At 61.3% G+C, this 23291-nt stretch carries 28 protein-coding genes; 9 read left to right on the forward strand and 19 right to left on the reverse strand.

What is annotated here, in order from left to right:
* Positions 1-130 precede the first annotated feature (130 nt).
* Complete coding sequence (locus LF63_RS07855; RefSeq protein ID WP_081945142.1) at positions 131-1111, forward strand: RluA family pseudouridine synthase; 981 nt, start codon at positions 131-133, stop codon at positions 1109-1111.
* Between the two features lies 1 nt (position 1112).
* On the opposite strand, the gene LF63_RS07860 is transcribed toward LF63_RS07855, so the two are convergent.
* Complete coding sequence (locus LF63_RS07860) at positions 1113-1448, reverse strand: 4a-hydroxytetrahydrobiopterin dehydratase (protein ID WP_043100843.1); 336 nt, start codon at positions 1446-1448, stop codon at positions 1113-1115.
* 135 nt (positions 1449-1583) lie between these two features.
* Between LF63_RS07860 and LF63_RS07865 the strand changes: the two genes are divergently transcribed.
* Positions 1584-2192: an NfuA family Fe-S biogenesis protein gene (locus LF63_RS07865; protein ID WP_043100845.1), complete on the forward strand. Its 609-nt coding sequence runs from the start codon at positions 1584-1586 to the stop codon at positions 2190-2192.
* A gap of 81 nt (positions 2193-2273) precedes the next feature.
* Here the strand turns inward: LF63_RS07865 and LF63_RS07870 are convergent, their stop codons facing one another.
* The 9 genes from LF63_RS07870 to LF63_RS07910 all read right to left on the reverse strand — a co-directional run bounded on the left by LF63_RS07870 (position 2274) and on the right by LF63_RS07910 (position 8707).
* Complete coding sequence (locus LF63_RS07870) at positions 2274-2645, reverse strand: c-type cytochrome (RefSeq protein WP_043100847.1); 372 nt, start codon at positions 2643-2645, stop codon at positions 2274-2276.
* A gap of 24 nt (positions 2646-2669) precedes the next feature.
* Positions 2670-3005 carry a c-type cytochrome gene (locus LF63_RS07875; protein WP_043100849.1) on the reverse strand — a complete coding sequence of 112 codons (336 nt, stop codon included), beginning with the start codon at positions 3003-3005 and terminating at the stop codon, positions 2670-2672.
* 135 nt (positions 3006-3140) lie between these two features.
* Positions 3141-4376, reverse strand: a complete 1236-nt coding sequence (locus tag LF63_RS07880; protein WP_043100851.1) for a TraB/GumN family protein — start codon at positions 4374-4376, stop codon at positions 3141-3143.
* A gap of 86 nt (positions 4377-4462) precedes the next feature.
* Entirely contained in the window at positions 4463-5350 is an 888-nt protein-coding gene (locus LF63_RS07885) for a carbon-nitrogen hydrolase (RefSeq protein ID WP_043100853.1), read from the reverse strand.
* Positions 5351-5429: 79 nt separating this feature from the next.
* Entirely contained in the window at positions 5430-5945 is a 516-nt protein-coding gene (locus LF63_RS07890; RefSeq protein ID WP_221265654.1) for a YbhB/YbcL family Raf kinase inhibitor-like protein, read from the reverse strand.
* Between the two features lie 55 nt (positions 5946-6000).
* On the reverse strand, positions 6001-7041 hold the full coding sequence (locus LF63_RS07895; RefSeq protein ID WP_043100855.1) for an agmatine deiminase family protein: 1041 nt from the start codon (positions 7039-7041) through the stop codon (positions 6001-6003).
* Between the two features lie 7 nt (positions 7042-7048).
* Positions 7049-7390, reverse strand: coding sequence for a hypothetical protein (locus tag LF63_RS07900; RefSeq protein WP_043103445.1), 342 nt, complete (start codon positions 7388-7390; stop codon positions 7049-7051).
* 171 nt (positions 7391-7561) lie between these two features.
* Positions 7562-7687: a type B 50S ribosomal protein L36 gene (gene ykgO / locus LF63_RS07905; RefSeq protein WP_008215056.1), complete on the reverse strand. Its 126-nt coding sequence runs from the start codon at positions 7685-7687 to the stop codon at positions 7562-7564.
* 93 nt (positions 7688-7780) lie between these two features.
* The gene (locus LF63_RS07910; RefSeq protein WP_043100859.1) at positions 7781-8707 is read right to left on the reverse strand and encodes a LysR family transcriptional regulator; all 927 of its coding nucleotides are present in this window, start codon (positions 8705-8707) and stop codon (positions 7781-7783) included.
* A 295-nt stretch (positions 8708-9002) separates the two neighbouring features.
* On the opposite strand from LF63_RS07910, the gene LF63_RS07915 reads away from it, so the two are divergent.
* The 3 genes from LF63_RS07915 (at position 9003) to LF63_RS07925 (ending at position 11556) form a co-directional block, all read left to right on the forward strand.
* The gene (locus LF63_RS07915) at positions 9003-9353 is read left to right on the forward strand and encodes a hypothetical protein (RefSeq protein ID WP_043100860.1); all 351 of its coding nucleotides are present in this window, start codon (positions 9003-9005) and stop codon (positions 9351-9353) included.
* A 383-nt stretch (positions 9354-9736) separates the two neighbouring features.
* Positions 9737-10981, forward strand: coding sequence for a sensor histidine kinase (locus LF63_RS07920; protein ID WP_161782333.1), 1245 nt, complete (start codon positions 9737-9739; stop codon positions 10979-10981).
* Positions 10978-11556 (forward strand): response regulator, encoded by a 579-nt coding sequence (locus LF63_RS07925; RefSeq protein WP_043100862.1) that lies wholly within the window; start codon positions 10978-10980, stop codon positions 11554-11556. The genes LF63_RS07920 and LF63_RS07925 overlap by 4 nt, the downstream gene beginning before the upstream one ends.
* A gap of 33 nt (positions 11557-11589) precedes the next feature.
* On the opposite strand, the gene LF63_RS07930 is transcribed toward LF63_RS07925, so the two are convergent.
* From LF63_RS07930 to LF63_RS15830, 8 genes are all read right to left on the reverse strand, one after another.
* Positions 11590-13710: an EAL domain-containing protein gene (locus tag LF63_RS07930; RefSeq protein WP_052394839.1), complete on the reverse strand. Its 2121-nt coding sequence runs from the start codon at positions 13708-13710 to the stop codon at positions 11590-11592.
* Positions 13711-14435: 725 nt separating this feature from the next.
* Entirely contained in the window at positions 14436-15554 is a 1119-nt protein-coding gene (locus LF63_RS15530) for a zonular occludens toxin domain-containing protein (protein WP_081945144.1), read from the reverse strand.
* Entirely contained in the window at positions 15551-15871 is a 321-nt protein-coding gene (locus tag LF63_RS15535; protein ID WP_081945145.1) for a DUF2523 family protein, read from the reverse strand. Before LF63_RS15535 ends, LF63_RS15530 begins: the two co-directional genes overlap by 4 nt.
* A 2-nt stretch (positions 15872-15873) precedes the next feature.
* Positions 15874-16833: a hypothetical protein gene (locus LF63_RS15825; protein WP_152569284.1), complete on the reverse strand. Its 960-nt coding sequence runs from the start codon at positions 16831-16833 to the stop codon at positions 15874-15876.
* 501 nt (positions 16834-17334) lie between these two features.
* Positions 17335-17583, reverse strand: coding sequence for a hypothetical protein (locus LF63_RS07945; RefSeq protein ID WP_043100867.1), 249 nt, complete (start codon positions 17581-17583; stop codon positions 17335-17337).
* 221 nt (positions 17584-17804) lie between these two features.
* Positions 17805-18071: a hypothetical protein gene (locus tag LF63_RS07950; RefSeq protein ID WP_043100869.1), complete on the reverse strand. Its 267-nt coding sequence runs from the start codon at positions 18069-18071 to the stop codon at positions 17805-17807.
* Positions 18068-18745: a rolling circle replication-associated protein gene (locus LF63_RS07955; protein WP_152569285.1), complete on the reverse strand. Its 678-nt coding sequence runs from the start codon at positions 18743-18745 to the stop codon at positions 18068-18070. Before LF63_RS07955 ends, LF63_RS07950 begins: the two co-directional genes overlap by 4 nt.
* Positions 18746-18857: 112 nt before the next feature.
* Positions 18858-19049: a hypothetical protein gene (locus tag LF63_RS15830; RefSeq protein WP_152569286.1), complete on the reverse strand. Its 192-nt coding sequence runs from the start codon at positions 19047-19049 to the stop codon at positions 18858-18860.
* 352 nt (positions 19050-19401) lie between these two features.
* Between LF63_RS15830 and LF63_RS07960 the strand changes: the two genes are divergently transcribed.
* Together LF63_RS07960 and LF63_RS07965 are read left to right on the forward strand one after the other, a co-directional pair.
* The gene (locus tag LF63_RS07960; RefSeq protein WP_043100871.1) at positions 19402-19623 is read left to right on the forward strand and encodes a hypothetical protein; all 222 of its coding nucleotides are present in this window, start codon (positions 19402-19404) and stop codon (positions 19621-19623) included.
* A gap of 134 nt (positions 19624-19757) precedes the next feature.
* A complete protein-coding gene (locus LF63_RS07965; protein ID WP_152569287.1) occupies positions 19758-20243 on the forward strand; it encodes a helix-turn-helix domain-containing protein in 486 nt (161 codons plus the stop codon).
* Positions 20244-20485: 242 nt separating this feature from the next.
* On the opposite strand, the gene LF63_RS07970 is transcribed toward LF63_RS07965, so the two are convergent.
* Positions 20486-21337, reverse strand: a complete 852-nt coding sequence (locus tag LF63_RS07970) for an AraC family transcriptional regulator (protein WP_043100874.1) — start codon at positions 21335-21337, stop codon at positions 20486-20488.
* 224 nt (positions 21338-21561) lie between these two features.
* Between LF63_RS07970 and LF63_RS07975 the strand changes: the two genes are divergently transcribed.
* A complete protein-coding gene (locus LF63_RS07975) occupies positions 21562-21972 on the forward strand; it encodes a hypothetical protein (RefSeq protein ID WP_043100875.1) in 411 nt (136 codons plus the stop codon).
* 550 nt (positions 21973-22522) lie between these two features.
* Positions 22523-23230 (forward strand): MBL fold metallo-hydrolase, encoded by a 708-nt coding sequence (locus tag LF63_RS07980; protein WP_268746052.1) that lies wholly within the window; start codon positions 22523-22525, stop codon positions 23228-23230.
* Positions 23231-23291: the final 61 nt, after the last annotated feature.

Here is a 23291-nt window from a genome sequence, read left to right on the forward strand (position 1 = left end):
GTCGATCGCCCTTAAGGGACGCGACCGGGGCAGATTTCACCGCCGTGACGGACGCTCGCCGGAACCGGAAAACGGCTTCCGGACCGATCCAACGCGTCGGCAGTATAGCTTTTGAATCTGGAACTTAGCAATGCATACGGCAAGCCCATCCGATCGCCCCAACGGCGTGCAAAACGTGGAAATCGGCGACGATCGGGACGGCCAGCGCGTCGATAACGCCTTGAGCGCTCTGCTGAAGGGCGTGCCGCGCAGCCTGATCTACCGTCTGGTGCGCAAGGGGCAGGTCCGCGTCAACGGCAAGCGGGTGAAACCGGACACGCGTCTCAGCAAGGGCGATACGCTGCGCGTGCCGCCAGTACGCACGGCCGAACGCGGCGCCGGCACGCCGCCCGAGAGCCGGGCGCAGGAGCTGAACGAGCGGGTGATCTTCGAGGACAAGCATTTTCTCGCCATCGACAAGCCGACGGGCGTCGCCAGCCACGGCGGCAGCGGGGTGGATTTCGGCGTCATCGAGTTGCTGCGCGCGGCGCGTCCGAACGAGTCCATCGAACTGGTGCATCGCCTGGATCGCGACACCAGCGGCGTGCTGGTGCTGGCGCGCAGCCGCGCCGGCCTGACCGGGCTGCAGGCGCTGATTCGTGAGGGGCGCACCACCAAGCAGTATTTGGCCTTGCTGAGCGGTCGGCCGTCGCGCGCCAAGTTCGACGTCAACGCGCCGCTGCGCAAATTCGCGCTGCAGGGCGGGGAGCGCATGGTGCGCGTGGCCGAGGACGGCAAGCCGGCGCTGACCTTCTTCCGCGAAGTCGAGCACTATGCAGACGCCAGTCTGATGCAGGTGACGCTGGATACCGGCCGCACGCACCAGATCCGCGTGCACGCGGCGCACGCCGGGCATCCGCTGGCGGGCGACCCGAAGTACGGCGACAAGGACGCCAACCAGCGCTTCAAGGCCTTTGGCCTGAAGCGGCTGTTCCTGCATGCCGCACATTTCGAGTTCGAGCTGGACGGTCGCGCCTACAGCTTCTCCGCGCCGCTGCCGGACGATCTTCGCGAAGTGCTGGATGCGATGCCGGCGCGCGTCGCCGCCCGGCATCGACGCGGAAAATACTGATTCAGCGCAACAACGCCTCGACGCGGGCGGCGCAGATGAAGTCGTTCAGCGACAATCCGTCGACGTCGTGGGTCGACCACAGCACCTGGCAATGGCCGTAGCCGGCTTCGAGGTCCGGGTGGTGGTCCTCCTGATTGGCCATGAAGCCGACGGCGTTGATGAAGCCCAGCGTGTGGCGAAAATCGGGGAAGCGGAAGTCCTTGAGGATGGCCTTGCCGTCGGCGCTGCGCGACCAGCCCGGCACCTCGGCGAGCAACGCGTCGATCGCGTCGGCATCCAGTGCCGTGTGGCCTTTCTGCGGCTGGCAGTGCGCCGCGGCGAGTTCATGGAAGTTCATGCCGGTTCTCCTTCGGGGCAAAGGCGTGAAGCGTCGGCGGTCCGCCTGCGATTGTCAAAGACGCAGACGCGACGCCTAATTCGTACTAAAATGGTGCTGATTCAAACAAGCGGCTCCGCGCCGCGTGGAAAACGCATGATCGAGATTTCCGAACGCGCCCAGGATCACTTCCGCAAGCTGATCGCCCAGCAGCAAATCGACGGCCTCGGCATCCGTCTGCACGTGGCGCAGGGCGGCACGCCGGCCGCCAATTGCGAACTGGAATTCTGCGAGCGCGACGAATTGCAGGGCAACGAATGGACGATCGAATGCCACGGCTTCGAGATCCACGTCGACGGCGACAGCGTGTCGTGGCTGGAAGGCGCCTCCATCGACTTCGAGCCGAACGCCACCGGCGGCCTGCTCAACATCCGTGCGCCGAAGATCAAGGGTGAAGTGCCGGGCGTGGAAGCCGGTATCGTCGAACGCGTGCGCTACGTGATCGAGGCCACCATCAATCCGCAGATCGCCTCGCACGGCGGGCGCGTCAGTCTGCTGGAAGTGACCGCCGACGGCGTGGTGGTGCTGCAGTTCGGCGGCGGCTGCCATGGCTGCGGCATGGCCGACGTGACGCTGAAGCAGGGCATCGAGAAGACACTGCGCCAGCAGGTACCGGAAATCACCGCGGTGCGCGACGCCACCGATCACAGCAGCGGACAGCATCCGTTCTACGAGGGGAAGCAGGGCGCTTCGGCGGTGTCCTGAGTTCTTCCGGAGTCTTCCGCAACAAGGCAACAAAAAACCCGGCGCAGGCCGGGTTTTTTGCGGGATCGTTCGGTCGCGACGTCAGTTGCTCGCGCCCATCTCGTTGGCGCCCTGGATGTGGTACTTCAGGGTGCTGAGCTGGCTCGGCAGCGACGAGAAGTAGGCCGTGATGTCCTTGATGTCCTGCTCGGACAGCGGCGCGGCCATGCCCTTCATGATCGCGTTGTTGCGCTGACCGCTCTTGTACTCGTGCAGCGCCTGTTCCATGTAGTTCTGGTACTGGCCGGCCAGGCGCGGGTAGTTCGGCGCGATGGCCTCGCCGTCCTTGCCGTGACAGGCGAAACAGGCCGTGGCCTTCTTCATGCCGGCGGCGGCATTGCCGTCGGCGTGCGCGGCGGTCGCGCCCAGCATCAGGGCGGCGGCGAACAGGGAAAAGGTGATCACGCTCTTCATGCGGTGTTCTCGCTCCGTTGCGGCTTACTTCGCCAGGCTCGACAGGTAGGCGGCAATGTCGTGGATGTCCTGCTCACTCAGGCTGCTGGCCTGCGCATGCATGGTCGGATGACTGCGATCACCGTCGCGATAGGCGTGAAGGGCGTCGATGATGTACTGCTCGTGCTGACCGGCAATCTTCGGCACCCGATAGTTCGGGTAGGCGTTTTCGTAACCGGGGATGCCGTGGCAGCCGGCACAGGTGTAGACCAGGGTCTTGCCGCGGGCTGCATTGCCCTGGGTGGCATCGGCCGCGTGAGCGGTGTTGAGGCCCAGCACCGACGCTGCGGCGACGAGGGCGAGCAGAGGCAGTCGCGTCATCAAGGTCATCCAGCTGTCTGCGGCCCAGCGGGCCGGTTGATAGTTAGGCGAAGCGCGCAGTATAGCGTGTACACACGGGGTGCGGACAAGCATGCCCTGCGCCGCGCGCACGATGTCGGGGAAGCGCGGATGACCTCAGAGCAGACTGTGCAGAATGTGCACGCCAGCGACGTACTCGCCGATGATGGTGCCGATGTTGACCAGGGTGAACAGCAGGAACACCCGCACCACGCGATTGCGCCACCAGCCGCGCCAGTGGCCGATGTCGTCGCGCATGGTCTCGAAGTCGCTGACCTGCGGCTTGCGCAGCCACACTTCGGTCAGCGCGCCGATGGCGCCGGCCGGGATGGCCATGCGGATCGGCTTCAGCGGCGCGGCGATGAACGAGGCCACGATGCTCAGCGGATGGCCGCCGGCGACCAGGGCGCCGGTCGCGCCAAGGATGCCCGTGCACAGCACCCAGGTCAGCAGGGCGTCGGTGCCCAGCGCGGTGCTGCGATGGAAGGCGAAGCCGATGGCGATGAAGATCGCCAGCACCAGGCCGAAGCCGAGGTAGCGCGGCCAGCGCGCGGCCGGCGGCATGCGTTCGAGTTCGGCGATGCGCAGGCTCGGGTCGGCGTCCTGTTCGGCCAGATGCGTGCACAAGCCCTTGAGGTGGCCGGCGCCGATCACGACCAGCACCTTGCGCACGTCCGGCGAGCGGGCGGCCTGCTCGCGTAGGCGCGCGGCCATGAAGGCATCGCGCTCGGCGATCAGACCGTTGTAGAGACCCTCGGAGGATTTCGCGAACTCGCTGAACGCGCCTTCCAGCATGTCGCCGGACTTCAGCTTCTCGATCTCTTCCTCGGCGATGTCTTCGCGCTCGAACAGGCTGCCGACCAGACTGGACAGCACGCCGAACTTCTCGCGGAAGCCGAGCGAGCGCCAGGCGCGTTTGAGCGTCAGGCCGACGTCGCGGTCGATGGTCCACAGCGCGCGGCCGTCGCGGTCGGCGGACTGCATGGCCGCCTTCATCTCCGCGCCGGACTCGATGCCGTACTGCTCGGCGAGGCGCTTCTGGAACGAACCCAGCACCAGGCTGGCGGCGACCATGCCGGTCTTGCCTTGACGGATGACCTGGAACAGGTCCATGCGCTTGAAGGCGTCCGGATCGCGCATGCTGCGTGCGCGGCTGTCGCACAGCTCGACGGCGATGGCGTCGAACGGCTCGCGTTCGCACAGCGCCTCGACCGCCGCCACGCTGGCCCGCGAGACGTGCGCGGTGCCGAGGATGACGTACTCGACGCCGTCGCGCACGACGCGCTCGATGGGCTGGCCATCGAGTGCGTCGGGGATTTCGTTCTCGGTGAGGGGAGCGACAGTCTCGTTCATGGACTCGTTTCAGGCAGGCAACGGTTCGAGCATGGGGGCGGCCTGCCTGCAGGACAAGCCGCGCGAAGACGCGTTGAAACGCCGGTTCAGTCGCGGAAGCGCTTGCGCAGGTCGTCGTAGGCGTCGATGCGGCGATCGCGCAGGAACGGCCAGATGCGACGCACGTTCTCGCTGCGCGCCATGTCGATCTCGGCGATCAGCAGTTCGCGCTCGTCGTTGCCGGCCTGGGCCAGGAACTCGCCCTGCGGACCGGCCACGAAGCTCGATCCCCAGAACCGGATGCCGCGGCCTTCGCCGTTCGGATCCGGCTCGAAGCCGGTGCGGTTGCAGGCCAGCAGGGGCAATCCGTTGGCCACCGCATGACCGCGCTGCACGGTGATCCAGGCTTCGCGCTGGCGCGCTTTTTCCGTGTCGTCGTCGGCCGGATCCCAGCCGATCGCGGTCGGGTAGAGCAGCAGTTCGGCCCCGGCCAGCGCCATCAGCCGCGCAGCCTCCGGATACCATTGATCCCAGCACACCAGCACGCCCAGTCGACCGACCGAGGTATCGATCGGCTCGAAGCCGAGATCGCCCGGCGTGAAATAGAACTTCTCGTAGAAACCCGGATCGTCGGGAATGTGCATCTTGCGGTAGCGCCCGACCATGCCCTTGTCGCGATCGAAGACCACGGCGGTGTTGTGGTACAGACCCGCGGCGCGGCGCTCGAACAGCGAAGCGACCACGACCAGCCCCAGCTCGGCCGCGAGGGCGCCGAGGCGCTCCGTGCTCGGTCCGGGGATCGGTTCGGCGCGGTCGAAGACGTCGACGTCTTCGCTCTGACAGAAGTACGGACCGTTGTGCAGTTCCTGCAGCAGCACCAGGTGCGCGCCCTGTGCAGCTGCGTCGCGCAGACCGGCTTCGATGGCGTCGAGGTTGGCGTCGCGGCTGCCTCGATCGGTTTCCTGCAGCAGCGCGGTTTTCAGCATGCGTGCCATGCGTTTTCCTGGAGCGGTGAAGACCGTCGTCAAGTGTAGCTGCGATGACGCAGCGGGACATGCGCTGTGGCCGGCGCGTTCAGCGTCCGTAGACGAAGGTCGTCCGAGCCTGCGCCCGTTCATGCGCACGCACGGACGCCATCGCGGAAGCCGGCGAAGCATCGGCTGGCAGCGCCAGGCGAGCGACGTCGAGGGCGTACAGCGTGAAGACATAGTGGTGCGGCGGATCGCCGGCCGGCGGGCAGGGACCGCCCCAGCCGCGCTGTCCGAAGTCGTTGCGCAGACTGCGCGCCGGTGTCGGCAACGGTGCATTCTCGGCGAGCGTGTGCGTGCCCGCGGGCAGGTCGATGACGACCCAGTGCCACCAGCCCGCGCCGTGGTTGGCGTCCGGGTCGAATACCGTCAGCGCGAAACTGCGGGTTCCGGCAGGCGCGTGCGACCAGTGGATGCGCGGCGAACGATTGTCGCCGCCGCAATCCGGATACACGAAGACCTTGCGCACATGGCCGTGACCGTCGCCGGCATCGACCTGCAGCCTGAAGGCCGAGGCCGCCTGCACCGAGGCGGCCATCGAAACCAGCAGGATGACAGTCATCAGGTGTCGCGCCATCGACATCGGTAGCCGGATCAACGTCATCTCCGCCATCCGCTCAGGAGGTCGACAGCAAGCCGGCAGGCAGCTGCATGGTCACGCAATGCAGGCTGCCGTTCTGCCAGATCAGCGGACGGCAAGGAATCTGCACGACACGTCGATCCGGATGCGCCGCCGCCAGCACGGCCGCCGCGACGTCATCCGACGGGTCGTCGTAGGCGGGCGCCAGCACGGCGTCGTTGAGCACCAGATAATTGGCGTAGGAAGCCGCCAGACGGCGACCTTCGTCCACCACCGGCGCGGCCCAGGGCAGCGGGTGCAGGCGGTAGGCATGGCCGTCGCGCGTACGCAGGGCTTCCAGTTCGCGACGCATGCGCTCGAGTTCGGCGTGATGCGGGTCGGACACGTCGTCGCACTGTTGATAGACGATGGCGTCGTTGGGCGCGAAGCGCGCGAGCGTGTCGATGTGCGCGTCGGTATCGTCGCCCTGCAGGTAGCCGTGGTCCAGCCACAGCACGCGGTCCGCGGCGAGCGCGTCGCGCAGCGTGGCCTCGATGGCCTCGCGCGAGCTGTCCGGGTGCCGCTGATGCAGGCAGCGCCAGGTGGTGAGGATGGTGCCGTGGCCGTCGCTCTCGATCGCGCCGCCTTCCAGCGCCCAGTCGATGCGGCGGTGCTCGGCATCGACGAACACGCCGTCGCGAACCAGGCCAGCGACCAGCTCGTCATCGCGCGAAGCCTCGAACTTGCCGCCCCAGCCGGTGAAGCGGAAATCCAGCAGCCGGAAGCCGTCCGCGGTGCGCAGGGTGATCGGACCGGAGTCGCGCAGCCAGGTGTCGTCGTAGGCGCGCTGCACGAAACGCACGCGATCCAGGTCGACGCCGGCGCTATCGAGCTGACGACACACATCCTGCTCCAGCTCGGCATCGGCCACGCAGATCACCGCCGTCTGGAAGCGGGCGATGGCAGCGGCGAGCGCCACATAGGTACGCTCGACCTGACTCAGGCGCGGCGCCCAGTCGGTATCGGCATGTGGCCAGGCGATGAGGATCGCTGCCTGCGGTTCCCATTCCGCGGGCAGGGCAGTGCGGGGCAGATTCATGGATCGGTCAGTGCGCGTCTTGCGGATGGGTGTTGTTGCCGGCCGGCGTGTTCAGCACGCTGTGGATCACGTGGTTGCGCTCGAAGTAGACGATGTAGCCCGGATATTCCCAGCGATGGATCACGGGATGCTTGGGGGCGTCGCCACCGCGGGCGCCCAGCTTGCGCTGCGGTGCGCCGAACTTGCGCTCGACCTGCGCCATCGTCATGCCGCGCGTGGGCATGTTCATGGCGTGTTCTTTCTGCACGCGGTGGACCAGCAGATTGTCGGCATGCGCGGGCGCGCCGATGGCTGCACCGAACGCCAGGGCCAGGGCCAGCGCGGGCAGGGAAACGAGAGGCTTGGACATGAAGGAAACTCCGCACGAATGCGCCTTGGCGCCAACGTTCATGTTGTAGCAGATGTACCGCGCCTTATCCATCGCGCGACGCGGTTTTCATGACACCGAACACATCGGCTTGCGGGCATGAAAAAGGGCCGCCGCAGCGACCCTTTTTCTGTGCATGCAGCCAAGCCGCGATCAGCGCTGACGCGCCTTGAAACGCGGGTTGCTCTTGCAGATCACGAACACCTTGCCGCGACGACGCACGACCTTGCAGTCGCGGTGGCGCTGCTTGGCAGACTTGAGCGAGGACAGAACCTTCACGGCAAACTCCCGAAATATGCTTAACGCGGATGACAAGCCCGCAATTGTAACGATACTCCCGAAGCATGGCAAGCCCTTGTTTCACGGGCACCGTCAGTCCTCGGCCAGGTCGCCCGCGCCTTCCTGCAGCCGATCGACCACGCCGAGAAAACGCTGCAGCACCGGGCCGTTGTCGTCCTTGCGGGTAGCCAGTCCGAGCATGAGGAAGGCATCCGGGTCGAGCAGTTCGAGCAGGCGCACATGCGTGAGTTTGACCGCCCGCAGCGACGCTGGCACCAGTGCCGCGCCGATGCCGGCGGAGACCAGCGCCAGCAGGCCGGTGACCTGCTGCGCCTCCTGCACGATGGCCGGATGGAAGCCGGCGCGTGCGGTCAGCGTCATCAGTGCATCGTAGAGCGTGGTGCCGTAGCGGCCCGGCTGGGCCACGAACGGCGTGTCGGCCAGTTCGCGCAGGGCGATGCGTTCCTTCTTGGCCAGTGGATGCGCGGACGGCAACGCCAGCAGCATGCGCTCGCGATCGAGTTCGCGGATCAGCAGGCGATCGCGGCCGCGCAGGCTCTTGGCCGGATGCGCGCGCACGAAGCCGATGTCGATCTGGTTGGCCAGCAGCGATTCGTACTGTGCGCCGGTGTACATCTCGCTCAGTTCGACCTGCACGGTCGGCGCCACCTGCGCATATTCCAATAGCGTGCGAGGCAGGGCGGGGTGAAACGCCACCGATACCGGATAGCCCAGCCGCAGACGTCCGCCATAGCCCGCGGCGGCATGGGTGACGGTGACGCGGGCGCTCTCGGCCTGCGCCAGCAGCTTGCGCGCTTCTTCCAGAAACAGGCGACCGGGCTCGGTCAGTCGTACGCGCCGCTTGGTGCGGTCCAGCAGGCGCACGCCGAGGTCTTCCTCCAGCGCACGGATCTGCTGGGACAGCGGCGGCTGGGAGATATGCAGGCTCTGGGCGGCGCGCGTGAAACTCAGCGATTCGGCGACCGCCACGAAGTAGCGCAACTGGCGCAGGTTAAACATATAGTTTTTCCATATTTGTTACAGCCGAAAAATATATTTGAATGAAAGTAAGCGCAAGCCTAAGATGCACCCATCTCGCCGTTCCCCTCCCCCCCTGGACGGCGAGTATCCGCCTCACAAGCGGCGCAACCATATACAGCTTCGGTCCTCCTCCTCCCCCCGATTCGTAGCTGTAGCGCCAGCCTTGTGGGGCGGTTTTTTTTTGCCTGCGTTGCGGCCACGCGCGCTTCCGGCTGCCGAACGGTCGGTGACGTATGATGCGGTCCCCGAAGCAACGCGAGCAGTGGCGTCGAACATGAAAGCATTGGATGGCGTGATCGCCGTGGTCGGCGTGGCTGCGTTGGCTCTGGCCGGCTTGACAGTGTATCGCGCGCGCGAGGCCAGTCGCGTCGAGCCGCCGATGCCGATGCCCTCGATTCATGCGCCGCCGCCCTCGGCCAGCGACTTCCCCAGCTGCAGCAGCACGACGGACGACATGCAGCGCTGGCGTTGCGAGGTCGACGTCGCGCGTCGCCAGCATCGCATCCGCTGTTACGGCCAGCGCCTGTACTACGTCACCCACGATGCTTCCGGAACCACGGTCTACCGCCCTTGGCCGGCCGCGCTGCAGTGCTGGAACGACAACGCGGCTTCGTCCACGGAATAACCTTCGAGCCGTCCTACCGCGCGTCCTGCCGATGCGTGATCGCCGTCACACATGAAATCGTTTCCACTGCGCATCATGCAGGCGAATTCGTACGCCTGAGAGCACAGTGATCGACGCGGCCGCATGGGCTTTTCTGAAGCGGTCTTCCAGCCGGACAGGCGGCAAGACAGGGGACAACGCATGGTGACGACGCTATCGGCTCGCGGGCAGGCCGAGGCACGGTTACGGCCCGTGAAAACCACATGTATCGGTGCGGAAGAAAGGCTGTACATCCCGCAAGCCTCTGATAGTCTTTGGCTTGTCCGAAGTTCATCGTCGTACGCGAACATTTCGCCGGCCAGGAAGCCGACGCGCGTAAAGCATACCGGGAAGGTTCGATGGCCATGAAGACAAGCAACGAAATGTCGATGCGCCCGGAGGTCGTTCACGGTGGCGACATCGACCTCAGCGGAGCGACGGCCGTGCTCGATTCGCTGCCCGTGGCCGTGATCGTGCTGGAATCGGACGGCACCCCCTGTTTTGCCAACGGCCCTGCGCGCCGACTCGCGGGAGTCATTCACAGCGACGTCGAACAAGGGCTGCTGGGATTGATCGCGGCCTCGCCGATGGCCGCCGATCCCGACGGCCCGAAAGACTGCGAGGATCGCTTCGACTGCGCGACGGAAGAAGGACGCACGCTCGGCGTGGTGCGCCAGTGGCGAGTGGCCGGCGAGTACGGACACGTCAGCGTCACGTTGCGACCCGCCCGCAACGAGGAGCGCGAGGATCGCGCCGGCGCGCTCGAAGGCAAGTCCGCGAGCGAACAGCAGAGCCTGATTCACGCCGAGAAACTGGCCACGGTCGGACAACTCGCTGCCGGCATGGCTCATGAGATCAACAATCCGATCTGCTACGTGCAGTCGAATCTGGGCACGCTGCGCGACTATCTCAACAAGCTGTTCGGCATTCTCGAATTGAGCGACCAGTTGGTCCGCGACGGCGAGATGACTCCGCAGCAACGCCTGGAAGCGCTGGACATGCGCAAGCAGGCCGCCGATTACCAGATGATCGCCGAGGACCTGCCGGCGTTGCTGGAAGAGTCACGCGAAGGCGTCGAGCGCATCCGCCAGATCGTGCAGAACCTGCGCGATTTCTCGCGTCTGGATCCGACCGAGTCGTTCCGCCTGTTCGACGTGCATCGCGCCATCGAAACCACGCTCGACATCGTGCGCAGTCTGGGCGGGGGACGTATCCGTTTCGCGACCTATTTCCAGCAGCTTCCGCTGATCGAATGCAATCCGACCGAGCTGAATCAGGTGTTGATGAACATCCTCGTCAACGCCACCCAGGCCGTCGACGCCGACGGCGCCATCGAGATACACACCGAAGCCAGCGGCGATCATGTGACGCTGCGGATTTCCGACAACGGCAGCGGCATGGACGCAGCCACGCAGCAGCGCATCTTCGAGCCGTTCTTCACTACCAAAGAAGTGGGGAAGGGCACCGGGCTGGGACTGTCCATCAGCTACGGCATCATCCAGAAGCATGGCGGCCGGATCGAGGTGGATTCGGTCGTCGGGCAGGGCACGACCTTCATCATCACCCTGCCTTTGCGTCAGGCGAATCACACTGCGGAAGCGAATACATGAACGAACGAATGACTTCCTACAGCCTGCTGGTGCTCGACGACGAGCCACAGATCGTCAAGGCCATGACCCGCGTGCTCGCGCGCATGCCCTCGGAATGGCTGGACGCCCCCTGCGACGTGCGGGGCTTCAGCGATCCGCACGAAGCCCTGGCCAGCCTGGGCGAACGCAGCTACGACCTGGTGATTTCCGATCTGCGCATGCCGCTGATGAACGGCATGGAATTCCTGCGCCAGTCACTCGATCTGCAGCCGGACGCGATGCGCATCGTGATCAGCGGTCACGCCGATCTGCCCACGGTGATGGCGGCGATCAACGACGTGCAGGTGTTCCGCTTCATCGACAAGCCGTGGAACGACACCGAGCTGCAGATGGGCGTGGCGCAGGCGCTGCGCAACTGCATGCTGCTGCGCGAGAACAAGCGCCTGGCCGACGTGGTGCGCGTGCAGCGCAGCACGATCTCCAAACACGAACAGGCGTTGCGCGATCTGGAAGCCGACAGTCCCGGCATCACGCACGTGGAACGCGACGAGACGGGCGCCATCTTCCTCGATGAGAGCGAATTCGATCGCGATTGAATCCCGCGGGACCGCACCTGTGCGCGTGCAACGTCAGGACTCCGCTTCCGTCGCGGAATCCTGACGCGCCATGCGCATGGCTTCGTGCAGTGTCTTGCGCAGTTCGTCGTCGTTCCAGGGCTTGGTCAGAAAGCGATATACCGCGCCGCCGTTGATGGCCTCGGTGACGACGCCGAGATCCGCATAGCCGCTGAGGATCATGCGCACGGTATGCGGATGGGTCTCCTTGACCCGCCCCAGAAATTCGGTGCCCTTGCCGTCGGGCATGCGGTGATCGGATACCACCACGTGCACCGGTTGGGTGCCGAGAATCTCGAAAGCATCCTTGAATGTCGATGCGGTGAAAATCTTGTAGCCGTCGCGACGCAGCAGGCGGGCGAGCGCTCGCAAAACATTCTGCTCGTCGTCGACCAGCAGGATCGTGCCGCCCTGATCGTCGCCCATCTCCTCGCGCGGACGCAGTTCCGGTCGACGCAGCATCGCCAGCATGGCGTCCGCCGGCACCGGCACGCTGAAGAAGTTGCCCTGCACGAATTCGCAGCCGTTGCGCTCCAGAAAAGCCAGTTGCACCGGCTTTTCCACGCCTTCGGCAACGACGGTGAAGCCGAACTCGTGGGCCAGACCGATCACCGCGCGGGAGATGCGCGCGGCGCTGACGTCATCCGGCACGGCGGCCACGAAGGAACGGTCGATCTTCAAGCGATTCACCGGCAGGCGCTGCAGGTGGCCGAGACTGGACTGCCCGATGCCGAAATCGTCCATCGCCAGCTTCACGCCGATCTTGCGCAACTCGCGCATGACCGCGGTGACGTGTTCGACGTTGGTCATGATCACGTCCTCGGCCAGTTCCAGCTCCAAAAGCCGGGCCGGAAGACGCGACTTGTCGAGCGCGCGATTGACGTCCTCGACCAGCTGCTGGCCACGCATCTGCAGGCCGGAAACGTTGACTGACAGGATGAAATCGCCCACGCCCTGATCCAGCCAGCTACGCGCCTGCGTGCACGCGCGCAGCAGCACCCACTGGCCGAGCTCGGCAATCATGCCGAAATCTTCGGCCAGGGAGATGAAGCGCTCGGGCATGACCAGACCCAGCTGCGGACTGCGCCAGCGCACCAGCGCTTCCATGCCGACGATCTCGCGCTTGCCGGCATCGATCACGGGTTGATAGTGCAGTTCGAGCTCGTCGCGCTCGACCACGTTACGCAGATGCGCGCCGATGCGCAGACGTTCGTCCAGTTCGTCGCGCTGCTCCTTGCTGAACACGCGGATGCTGTCTCCGCCGTTCTCGCGCTTGGCCTCGCGCGCCGCGACCGAAGCCTGTTGCATCAGCTCGTGCACGCTGGTGGCGGTGTCCGGAAAACAGGCGACGCCGATACTGGCCGTCAGCCGCAAGCCGATCTCGTCCAGCACGATGGGTTCGCTCAGGGCATCCAGCATCCGCTGCGCCAGTTCCCACTGGTCGGTGTCCGAGTTGAGATCAGGCACGGCCAGCACGAATTCGTCGCCGGCCAGGCGGCACACCCGTTCGCGACTGCCCGCACACTCGGCCAACCGGTCGGCGATGCAGTGAATCAGACGATCGCCGAAATCGAAGCCGTAGGTCTCGTTGATGACGCCGAAGCGGTCGACATTGACGTAGCACATCAGCAGTCGATAGCAGTGATGGATCGCCCGCGCCAATTCGGCGGAAAGATTTTCCTCGTAGACGTGGATACGGGGCAGGTCGGAGACTGTGTCGTAGGTCGCCAGATAATTTCGGGATGCCTCGTTGTCGATCTGCTGGCTGACATCCGATGCGATGCACAGCGCATGCGTGGCGATGCCGTCATGCGACAAGATGATGCGCAACCGCAATTGGCACCAGAACGGAGGATCGGAATCTCTCGTATAGGTGCCTAGCGCTTCGGGAACCGCCACTCGATCGCGGAGACCCTGCAGGATTTCCGCGAATGGCGATGCCGAGCCGAATGCCTGTTCCCAGGCCGAACCGCACAGCGCGGAAGCCTCACGGCCGAACAGGGTCGCGGCCGCGCTGTTGACGTTGACGATCGGAAACATCGGTGCGCGCAACTCGATCAGCAGCAGCGCCGTCGGACTGGAGTTGAAGCAGCGTGCAAACAGATCTTCGTTCGCCGGACCGGGCCGCTCGCTCATGCACACCTCGCTCACTTGGCATGGAACCGGCTGCACGAAGGACGCCATGTGGCGTGCCATGCACCGATTTTTGTTGCCTGCACGTTAGCGCAATTTCAGGCATCTGCGCATGCCCGGGATCACAAGCTGAATCTCTTGTACGTCTGTGCATTTGCGCATGCCGCGGAGCCGGTGCGCGCGAGGCGAGAATCCATTCAGCACGCCTCGAGCGACAGCTTCAAGCTGCTTTTCATCAGCAGTCTTGATTGCGCATAATGTATATTATGTTAACTAGCAGATTCAAAAAGTTCGAAGTTGGCACGAATTTTGCGTAGAGACGTCGACGAGAAAGAGAAGTCACCGACATGGCACGCAGACAGAGAAAGCTAGGATGGCACTACAACGCCGAAGAAGAACGATTCACAACCCCAGGCGGTCAGGTAGTGACGCTGTACGACATAGCGCAGCGAATGCAAGACGACCTGAACTGCAAACACGACCTGCGTGGACCATGGGAAGGATGGACCATCAGAGGACAGTTTCTGAAAGGTCCAGGCGGAGTAAGGCTGAATCCTGAAACAGCAAGGATGCTCGTACTCTGGGTCAAAGAAGCGAGTGGGCGGGAGGAAATCCCTGATAGGTCACCACGTGCACGTGTAGTGCCCTACCCGCCTTTCCGCCTGGTCGGTTGAAGCGTGACCGTCTGAAGAGTGCGTTTAGACGTCTATAACAGAGGCCCGACGGGCCTATTTAGCCGTGCTTGAACCGAAAGCGTTCTCAGCGTTCCAGTGACCGTATTCGGGCGGCTGGTAGGCGTCGTGAATCTCGTTTGCACCCCAGCCGCGAGGAGGAGCAGGAATGCCTGCCGGAGAAGACTGCACCGAGGAAAAATCAGAAGAACGATCAGGAGACTGATCGCGCGACCGAGAGGGAGAGTCTTGCTCCGAGGGAGGATCACGATACGGGTTGTAGTTGCCGTGGAGCGCAATGCGGTGACACTGACGGGGAGGAAGATCATAGTCAGTCCCCTGCTCCGTCACACAGGAACATCGCAAAGCATCGTCGTCTTGTAACTCGATGCAGTAGATCTCAGGACTGGACGAAGGGGATCGACCGTCCCAAGCAGGGGCACTCCAAGGCTTAGAAGCAAGACGCGGAACGAACTGGTGAACGTATTCCTCGGCAGTGAGAGGCTTCGGACGAGCGCCAGGAGCGTAGACAGCAGCAGAGGGAGCGTCCTGGCCATGCTTAACATCCTTGCTGACACCGTAAAAAACATAACCGAAAAGAATAGCTGCGATGGCAATGAAGATAATCGCCTTTTTTAACCAAGGCGGAAACTGAATACGCTTGGTATGCATAGTGGCCGATTCATAGCAACTAAAAATCTCTTTCGGATAAACCCATACTTTGAAATCAGCACCAGAACGCTTAGTTTCTGGATTCTGATTAATTTCGTTGTAACTAAAAATACGAGCAGAATTATTAGTGAGCGAAACAAGATGCTCATGCGTGGGATTAAGTTTACGAATATGCGTATGCAAAAAACCCGGATGCTGAGTCGTCATGTAAAAATCGATACCACGATGACGATGTTCTTCAAGCTCGGTTAGATGCTTAGGGACAGCGGCTCCCTGCTGGGCACGGAAAACAGCCTGGGCTTCATCGAGAAAGATAACAGACCCGTTGGGACAGTCCATCCATTTCTTAGGGTCATCAAGATGCTCGATGCCAGGAATAGTTAGACCGTGAATACCATGGTAGAACATCGGGCGATCTGGCTCAGACTTACGAAGCTGCAACATGTACCAAATCATGCGCAACGTTTTGCCAGCGCCATTAGCGCCCGTAAAAACTTTAATCATGAGGTAGAAGCCCTAGCGGCAAGATGGACAGCACGCGAGCCATTTTTAACAGCCCAACCGGCGACATAGCCTGAAAGAATCAGAGAAACAGCAGCATCAACATTCAGGTATGAGAGCCACGCAGCGAGATCGGCAGGAATACCAGCCCAACCGTCAGCAACCCAGTCGGTGAGTGCGTAGTGAAAGGCCGTTTGTGTAGCAAAACCGACGCCAAGCCAAACCAAAGCGCCAGCGATCCAGCGACCGAGTTTAGTACTCATCATTTTGCCAAGTAAGGCAATGAGAGCCGGTAGAAAACGCTTAATCAGACCCAGCATTATCAATCCCCTGAGACAGTAGCGGCGAAAGCAAGTGTTCCGAAAACATAGCCCATAGCAAGAATGAATGCGGCTAGATAGCTACCGCCCTTGCACATGCTATAAGTCATTGCTTCGGTGAGACCAGGAACAGGAACTTCAGGCGCACCTGGACATTCATGGCGGCTTCCCCAGTAGCGCTTTATCTCAAGCTTTGAAGAAGCATCACCAGTACCACCATCGTTGACGTCAACAGAGGTGCCCGTGCCTACCTGACCCGAGACCCAGGCGTCGCCAGGGGAGTGTTCAGGACCATCACCGTCGGCAGCAACACCATCGAGGTAAGCGGCGTCCGAGGAACGAGCGGTAGCTGCATCAGCGCGAGCCTTCGCAGAGGCACAACGCTGAGCGTGAGTCTCACGAAGCTGAGCGCAGAGGAGTGGATCACCGGAACATGTAGGAGGAGCATCGCAACCATTATCGGTGTACCCAGCAGCACAGCCACCCGCTGAAGGAGTAGAACCATCAGAACATTTGCCGTTCTGATCAGCTGAACCCTGACTTCCATTATTACCGCCATTACCAGTTGAACCGCTAGTAGTAGCTCCATCACCAGGATCGGAATTATTACCCTGACCAGTCGTATCGTAAAAAGTCAACTGACTGTTAACGACATTGCCATCGTTATCAACAAGCTTTATAGACTGATCCTGAAGCGGATCAGGAACAGGAGTCCAATTCGGCAAGGGCGCATCAGGAGTGCCAGCACATACCGCAATACCATCGCCGATAGCACAGTTTTTAGGCGTCGCGCCATCATCACCGATAGCATCAGTGCAGACCTGAGTACCGGAAGAATCTGTAGCACAGTACTTGGCCTTGACGATATCAAGACAAGCCTGAGCGAGACAGGTCGGCTCGACAGAATCTGAAACAGGCGGAGAAACAGGAGGCGCAGGGTCAGAAGCATAATCACCGTACAAGCGACCGGTTTGAATACATCGACCCGTTACAGCTGGTGGACTATCGAAAAAGGCACGAGGCTCAAACGCGCATTGACAAGGAGTACCGAAAGCGTTCGAGTATGTAGGTGTATCAGAAACTGAGCTATACGTACCGCTAAAGGTGACATAAGAGACAGAACCCGCAGTGCAGGTTCCCGAGAAAGTGTAATACCAATGCGTAATGTGACTGTAATAAGAATTATCAGAACTCCAACGAGTATTTAGATTAACAGTACTGTTAGAAGTATTAATTTCGCAGGCAGCGTACCTTCCATTCACAGGCTCGTCGTAGTTATGAACAATACTTGTGCACGACGTCCAAGACTCACTGAAAGTAGCAGCGTAAGCAGGCGTTATTAATCCCGACAACAGACCCAGGACAACAAAAAAAAGAACACGAGTATTACATAACCCATTTTGAAAACTCCGGGAAAAGGACCGCAAACGGCCCGGAGAAGTGGTCGTTTGCGGTCCCATGGCTCAGCCCTTCGGCTTCAGAAGACCGACGGCGCGGGCGGCGATCTTGGCGACCACCCAGGCGACGCAGATCGTGACGGCGTAGCCACCGTACTCGGTGATCTTGGCCAGGATGTCGGTCGTCGGATCACTCTGAGCGAACGAAGTGCCGGTGGCAGCGAGGAGAGCCAGGCCGACGGCGAAGCGATTGGAACCGACACGGTAGGCCAGACTCGACACGCTGTTGCTGATGTTGGAGACGCTGAGGTTCATTGCTGAGTAGCTCCTTGGTTCAGTAACCGCCTGATGACGGAAACAGTGACAAGCGTCGCGAACATAGCTGCGCCTATCTCTGTTCCCTGGGAAACCGTCAGCGGCGGGAAAACTGACGGCTGGTCGACCCAGACGGGTTGCGTACAAACCCCAGCGGTATCGAACTGGGCGCAGGCGTAATACTTCGTCACGACTGGGTCAGACACTGAGAAGGCCTCGGCTTAAGACTTGGCGGGAGAAGCGTTGGAACGCATGGGTTCCAAGACCGGGCGGTTCATCTGCAAACGACCGTTCTGAACGCTGAAACTGGCAGGCGAGAGACGATACGAACCAGGCTTGAGTTCTTCACCGGGGTTGACAGTGTGCTGGAAGGAAGTAACGAGGCCGTCGATCTCGATCGTGCACCACTGCTTGACGCGATCACGGGTCTGGCCGTCCCAGGTCGTCTGGACATGTTCCGGTTCACGGTTGAGGACATCGATTTTCATTGGGTTGTCTCCGTTGCTTTGAACGTCCAGACCTGCCCCCCTGGACCGATGTAGATACGCCAAGGCGAGCGCAGGAACTCGCCGGTAAATTTGTCGCAGTAACCCCCATTGACCTTGCGGATGTCGGAACGGCCGGACATGGCCTCGCGAACCCATATGGGTGAACGCCAGTAGCGAAGATGCCGACGATCCTCAGGGTCAAGGCCCCCTGCCCCATGCATGCGTGCACCCTTGGGATAACGCATGGCATCGTCGGGAGTAGTCTTGCTGGCGTACTTCATCAGGTAGCCCACGGCGGAAGACTTCACGCTACGGACATTGGACATGCCATGAGGCCACCAACCGGACTTATCAGGGCTTGGCAGGTAGTAACCTTTGGGGACCCACACAATCATGTGGTAATGGAGAACACCGCGCTTCTGAAGCTCAGCGACCCACACGAAACGACACTTCAAACCACGCCGTTTGAACCACTGACGCAGGCGATCACGGAACTGACTGATGTGGAGCTTTTGCCATTGATCGCCGGTGCGATAGGTTAAAGTGAGCATCTTGATGTTCCAGCGCGAAGCAGAACGCTCCGTATGAGCCTGGAAGTGAAGGAGACGGCCTGAATGCCCTACGTTGATACGAAGGCGCTTGATGCGGTTTGCATCACGACAAACGGCGATCATGTGAGGGCGGGTTCGTCGGGGCGTCCCAGTTGTTTCATTAGAGACAAGCCCCACTCCTTCCGTGGCGGCTAACGCCGCCACGGAAGGAGTAGAGCCATGACTCAGAATGGAATCAGGAGACGTCACTATCCGATCCTTCCATCATGTCAACTGCATCAGCAATGGACTCCGCAGCGGCGTCAGTAACCATCCAAACTATTTGTTGGCCGTGATCGGACGACCGATGGGCAAGCGTGCGAAGCCAGGTAGAGGCGCGATGAAGCTCGTCGACCGTAACTGGACCAAGATCGATGTGGTCATCCACGTGGGCGATTCCTGTGATAGAGGAAGGCCAGCAGAAGAGCCAAGCAACCGAGCATAAAGAAAGCGCGGAAGCCAAGACCGAGCATGGCCATCTTGTAGAGGTAAGAAGCTCGATCAACGCAGAACACGAGACGTCGAATCCCGAAAATTGAGCATCGAGTCAGCAACCGACTCTAGAAGGGAGCTTCTCGTTTGGACGTCCGAAAGAATGGCAAGTCGGAAGCGCGTTAGAACACGATCCTTATCGGCATCGCTAATACGATGCTGTCGAAGAGCCTCTTCGATTGACTGCTCGGATAAATTGAGAGGGAATGTGTGCCTCATGACCAGCGCCGGGCTATAGCGAACGCTGCATGCGAGTTCTCTGCGGAACACTCAGCGAGGAACGCACACTGATCCCAATCAGACGCACGGTGCGCAAGAGCTTCGCGCACACAGTCACGGATGACCTGATCGGCGAGAGCAGAAACACGAAGGGTGTCCCGCTGGCGATCACGGAGATCGAGCAAGCGGACAAAGACGTAGAGACAGAGCGAAGCGAACCCGACGAAACAGACCGCGATGATGTTGAGTGAGGCAAGCCCCGGACGGGTCACTAACAGCGACACAAAAACGAAGGCGACGAAGACAGCGCATGCGGTGCGGTAGACCATACGTTCCCCCTGAAACACGTACACACCCCGTGTACGATTCGGAGGGTAAACTAGGTGTGAACGTTCGTCAACACGGGGTGTTTATGTCGGCCACAAACGAGCTACTGGACAAGGTAAAAACGGCGCTGGGCGTAACGTCAGACGCAGCCCTAGCGCGGTCTCTAGGCATGACCGCAGGGGCGATCAGCAACTACAGGCAGCACACAAGGAAGCCGAAGGTAGAAGTAATCGAGAAGCTGGCAAAGAGGATCGAAGAACCGGCCATAGCATGGGCGATGAAGATCGAGGCAGAGCGGCTGCACGACACAGACCCAGCAAGCGAAAGGGTGTGGCTTCGATGGGCAAAGGAGGTTGCGCCGATACTAGGAAAGGTGGCGATGATCGCCCTTTTCTTCGCCCATAATCTGCCAAGCCTGTATATTATGTCAAATTGTTGGGCCGCCGATTTGCAGCTGGTGTCGTGTCGCATCCCGCTTAATCGAGTCACTTCCCCGTTTAATGATGTCACTCCGTCTTATCGTGTCACCGTTCATCAGCAATAAGTCCCTCTCATGATCAATCGAGGGCTACCCGGGACTATCGTGTCTCTGAAAGCAACAATTTCGCGCTGGAAATGATCAGTTACGCCATCTCCGAGACCTGATCCAGCTGCGCTTTTCCGATGCGGTGTTGTTCGGTGATGAGACCTCGTTCGGTCTGGCTGCGGCGCGGGTCCATGTCACGCCATCGGAAAGAAAACGCATCTGTTTCGCGCCTCACCTCGTCGCGATGCCGAAACAATCGGTTAGATCATTCCCTGATCGGAAAGCATGATGCCTGGTACTGAGACAGGCTCCCGGGCGGTCGCTCGTTCAGAGAGGTACCGTGCAGGCGGTTTGCCTACGGCCTTGCGGAACATGGTGACGAAACCGCTGGCATTTTCGTAGCCCAGTCCCAATGCCACTGTTTGCACGCTTTCGCCTTTGGTCAAACGTTGTAGTGCGAGGATGACATGGAGTTGCCGGCGCCACTGTCCGAAGCTCATGCCGATTTCGTGCAGAAGGAGCCGACTCATGCTCCGTTCGCTCATGCCGATGCGGATAGCCCAATCGCCCTTCGAGGCCTTGTCGGTCGGGTCGGCTAACAGCATTTCCGCAAGCCGGCGCAACCGGGGGTCGCGCGGCATCGGCAAATGCAAGTCTTCCACGGGAGCGGCCACCAATTCATCCAACAGGGTTGCAATCAGGCGGTCTTCACGGCCACCGCGCGCGTACAACTCCGGGAATCCTGCTGCGGTCAGAAGCAGCTCGCGCAACAGTGGCGACACGGCAATCGTGCAGCAGGTCTTCGGAAGATTCGGTGCGGCATCGGGCTCCACGAACAGGCAATAACATTCCGTCTCGCCGGAGCCGCGCGCGGAGTGCGGCAAGTCTCCGGGTATCCATACGGCGCATTGCGGCGGCACGATCCACACACCGTCTTCAATCTCGCAGTTGAGGATGCCGCGCACGGAGTAGAACAGTTGCGCCTTGCGATGCTGATGCCGCGCATGTTCCCAGTCCTTGGATACCGATGTGGCACTCAGGGCGAAGACGGGACGAGGGACGCTATCGACATCCTTGCTCTCGGTCGGATCGGAGATCGCAGCGTTCGACATAGCAGGTCGGTTTGGGCCTCGAACGGAAGACGGGAGACATCTGGCCTAAATGAATAATATTTTGACCAAATTGTGCAATGACGTCCAGTGCGCGCGTCGGTATCGTGTTCCTAACCATACGGGTCGCTCCCCCATCACGATGGTCTCCTCGGTGCAGAGGGACTCCATTTCCTGGCGCGGCTGGGCGACTGGCGATTCTCGCTATCTATCGAAGGACTATTGGCATGTTGATTGACGCCGCGCGGTTCCCCTTGGTCTGGGTGCGAATGAAGGCACCCAGCAACAACTCTGATGCTCCGCCGTTTTCCGAGTTCGAGGCATTACTAGCACGCAAGGAAGCCTTCGTTTTGATCAACGACGAGGGACTTGATACGGGCGAGCACGAGCATTCGCCGGAGGAAATGAAGCAAACCTCGCTTTGGATGAAACGCCATAAAAGCGAGTTGCGGGCTTTCGTCAAGGCAATGATCTGCATTGAGTCGAGCGCTGCCAAAAGGCTGGCGGCCAAGGCATTCGCGGTGGTGTACGAGAAGTTTTGGGGCTATCCCATGCTCATGGTAGCTACCAAGGACGACGCGCATGCCTTGGCGAAGCAGTTGTCTTCAGTGCAGGAGGCGGGGGAACCAACGCACTGAGCGGCGTTGGCTCCGATGATTCTTAACGATGGGAGTTACCTCCCTTGAGACGATAACCATGGAGCTACGCCATCTCGGTTATTTCATGGCCGTTGGCTGTCGCGGAAGAACACGGACGAGCAAGTCGGCCAGGAATTCTAGCCACCGATATTCGCGTGTTGGATCACCTGCGCGCGACCGGCTGCAAAGACTCCAACACCGGGGCGGCCTCCTCGGCCTGACACTTGTTCTGCCACGAACCTGCTTTTGGGAGTGAGCGCGTATGACCCATCGACATCTCATGGACCTGCCCAGACGTATCGAACCAGACGCATCACTGTTGATGGAATGGTGGCTGCATACGGGCATTGCCGAGCTCGGTGGCATGACACCAAGGGAGCTCGTTGAGACCGGGCAGGAAGCTTCACTTGAGGCGTTCCTGATATCCATTCTCAGAGGTGAGCGCGATAGTCCTTCTTAGGTAGCGCGAACGAGGAGCGCGCTTTTATCTCTGGCCTGGGACCGTGACGACGCCGATGGCCGGCTGACCTTCCACGACCTGCCCGACCGCATCGACTACATCTTCCTCACCCACAATCACCAGGACCACTTCAGCGTAGAGACGCTTTTGCAATTACGTAACCGCGTCGGCGCCATCCTGGTCCCACGCAACAACGCCAACAACCTCGCTGACCCGTCGATGCGACTGGCCTTGCGCGCCATCGGCCATGCGAATGTGCAGGTGATGGATCCACTGGACCGCATCGACATTCCCGGTGGCAGCATCACCAGCCTGCCGTTCTACGGCGAACACGCTGACCTGAGCATCGCCAGCAAGCACGGCCTGAGCGTGAAACTGCAGGGCCGCCATCTGTTGTTTCTGGCCGACTCCGACGGCAAGGACCGCATGCTGTACCGGCATCTCTCCCGGCAGATCGGCGCGGTGGACGACTTGTTCATAGGCATGGAATGCGACGGCGCGCCGCTGAGCTGGCTCTACGGCCCCTATCTCAGCAGCCCAGTGAGTCGCAAGGACGATGAGTCACGCCGTCTATCTGGCTCGGACAGCGAACATGCCTGGATGATCGCGGAGGAGTTCGGTTGCCGTCACGTATACGTCTATGCCATGGCGCAGGAGCCCTGGCTGCGTTTCGTGGCAGGCCTGAAGTACACGCCGGAAAGCAAGCAGATCGTCGAATCCGACAAGTTCATTGCACGCTGCCGTGAGGCCGGCCTTCATGCTGAGCGCCTGTGCGGCTCCCGCACCATGCTGCTGTAAGCAGACCAAACGCCGTATTTATCCCAGGTGACCCACTGCCCCACCCCCAATAACACCAACT

It is taken from the genome of Oleiagrimonas soli (genome assembly GCF_000761445.1).
Taxonomy (GTDB): Bacteria; Pseudomonadota; Gammaproteobacteria; order Xanthomonadales; family Rhodanobacteraceae; genus Oleiagrimonas; species Oleiagrimonas soli.

Coding starts and splice junctions, on each gene's coding strand:
- LF63_RS07855 (WP_081945142.1), top strand. CDS start 131: ATGCATACGGCAAGCCCATCCGATCGCCCCAACGGCGTGCAAAACGTG.
- LF63_RS07860 (WP_043100843.1), bottom strand. CDS start 1,448: ATGAACTTCCATGAACTCGCCGCGGCGCACTGCCAGCCGCAGAAAGGC.
- LF63_RS07865 (WP_043100845.1), top strand. CDS start 1,584: ATGATCGAGATTTCCGAACGCGCCCAGGATCACTTCCGCAAGCTGATC.
- LF63_RS07870 (WP_043100847.1), bottom strand. CDS start 2,645: ATGAAGAGCGTGATCACCTTTTCCCTGTTCGCCGCCGCCCTGATGCTG.
- LF63_RS07875 (WP_043100849.1), bottom strand. CDS start 3,005: ATGACGCGACTGCCTCTGCTCGCCCTCGTCGCCGCAGCGTCGGTGCTG.
- LF63_RS07880 (WP_043100851.1), bottom strand. CDS start 4,376: ATGAACGAGACTGTCGCTCCCCTCACCGAGAACGAAATCCCCGACGCA.
- LF63_RS07885 (WP_043100853.1), bottom strand. CDS start 5,350: ATGGCACGCATGCTGAAAACCGCGCTGCTGCAGGAAACCGATCGAGGC.
- LF63_RS07890 (WP_221265654.1), bottom strand. CDS start 5,945: ATGACTGTCATCCTGCTGGTTTCGATGGCCGCCTCGGTGCAGGCGGCC.
- LF63_RS07895 (WP_043100855.1), bottom strand. CDS start 7,041: ATGAATCTGCCCCGCACTGCCCTGCCCGCGGAATGGGAACCGCAGGCA.
- LF63_RS07900 (WP_043103445.1), bottom strand. CDS start 7,390: ATGTCCAAGCCTCTCGTTTCCCTGCCCGCGCTGGCCCTGGCCCTGGCG.
- LF63_RS07910 (WP_043100859.1), bottom strand. CDS start 8,707: ATGTTTAACCTGCGCCAGTTGCGCTACTTCGTGGCGGTCGCCGAATCG.
- LF63_RS07915 (WP_043100860.1), top strand. CDS start 9,003: ATGAAAGCATTGGATGGCGTGATCGCCGTGGTCGGCGTGGCTGCGTTG.
- LF63_RS07920 (WP_161782333.1), top strand. CDS start 9,737: ATGAAGACAAGCAACGAAATGTCGATGCGCCCGGAGGTCGTTCACGGT.
- LF63_RS07925 (WP_043100862.1), top strand. CDS start 10,978: ATGAACGAACGAATGACTTCCTACAGCCTGCTGGTGCTCGACGACGAG.
- LF63_RS07930 (WP_052394839.1), bottom strand. CDS start 13,710: ATGAGCGAGCGGCCCGGTCCGGCGAACGAAGATCTGTTTGCACGCTGC.
- LF63_RS15530 (WP_081945144.1), bottom strand. CDS start 15,554: ATGATTAAAGTTTTTACGGGCGCTAATGGCGCTGGCAAAACGTTGCGC.
- LF63_RS15535 (WP_081945145.1), bottom strand. CDS start 15,871: ATGCTGGGTCTGATTAAGCGTTTTCTACCGGCTCTCATTGCCTTACTT.
- LF63_RS07945 (WP_043100867.1), bottom strand. CDS start 17,583: ATGAACCTCAGCGTCTCCAACATCAGCAACAGCGTGTCGAGTCTGGCC.
- LF63_RS07950 (WP_043100869.1), bottom strand. CDS start 18,071: ATGAAAATCGATGTCCTCAACCGTGAACCGGAACATGTCCAGACGACC.
- LF63_RS07955 (WP_152569285.1), bottom strand. CDS start 18,745: ATGATCGCCGTTTGTCGTGATGCAAACCGCATCAAGCGCCTTCGTATC.
- LF63_RS07960 (WP_043100871.1), top strand. CDS start 19,402: ATGCGAGTTCTCTGCGGAACACTCAGCGAGGAACGCACACTGATCCCA.
- LF63_RS07970 (WP_043100874.1), bottom strand. CDS start 21,337: ATGTCGAACGCTGCGATCTCCGATCCGACCGAGAGCAAGGATGTCGAT.
- LF63_RS07975 (WP_043100875.1), top strand. CDS start 21,562: ATGTTGATTGACGCCGCGCGGTTCCCCTTGGTCTGGGTGCGAATGAAG.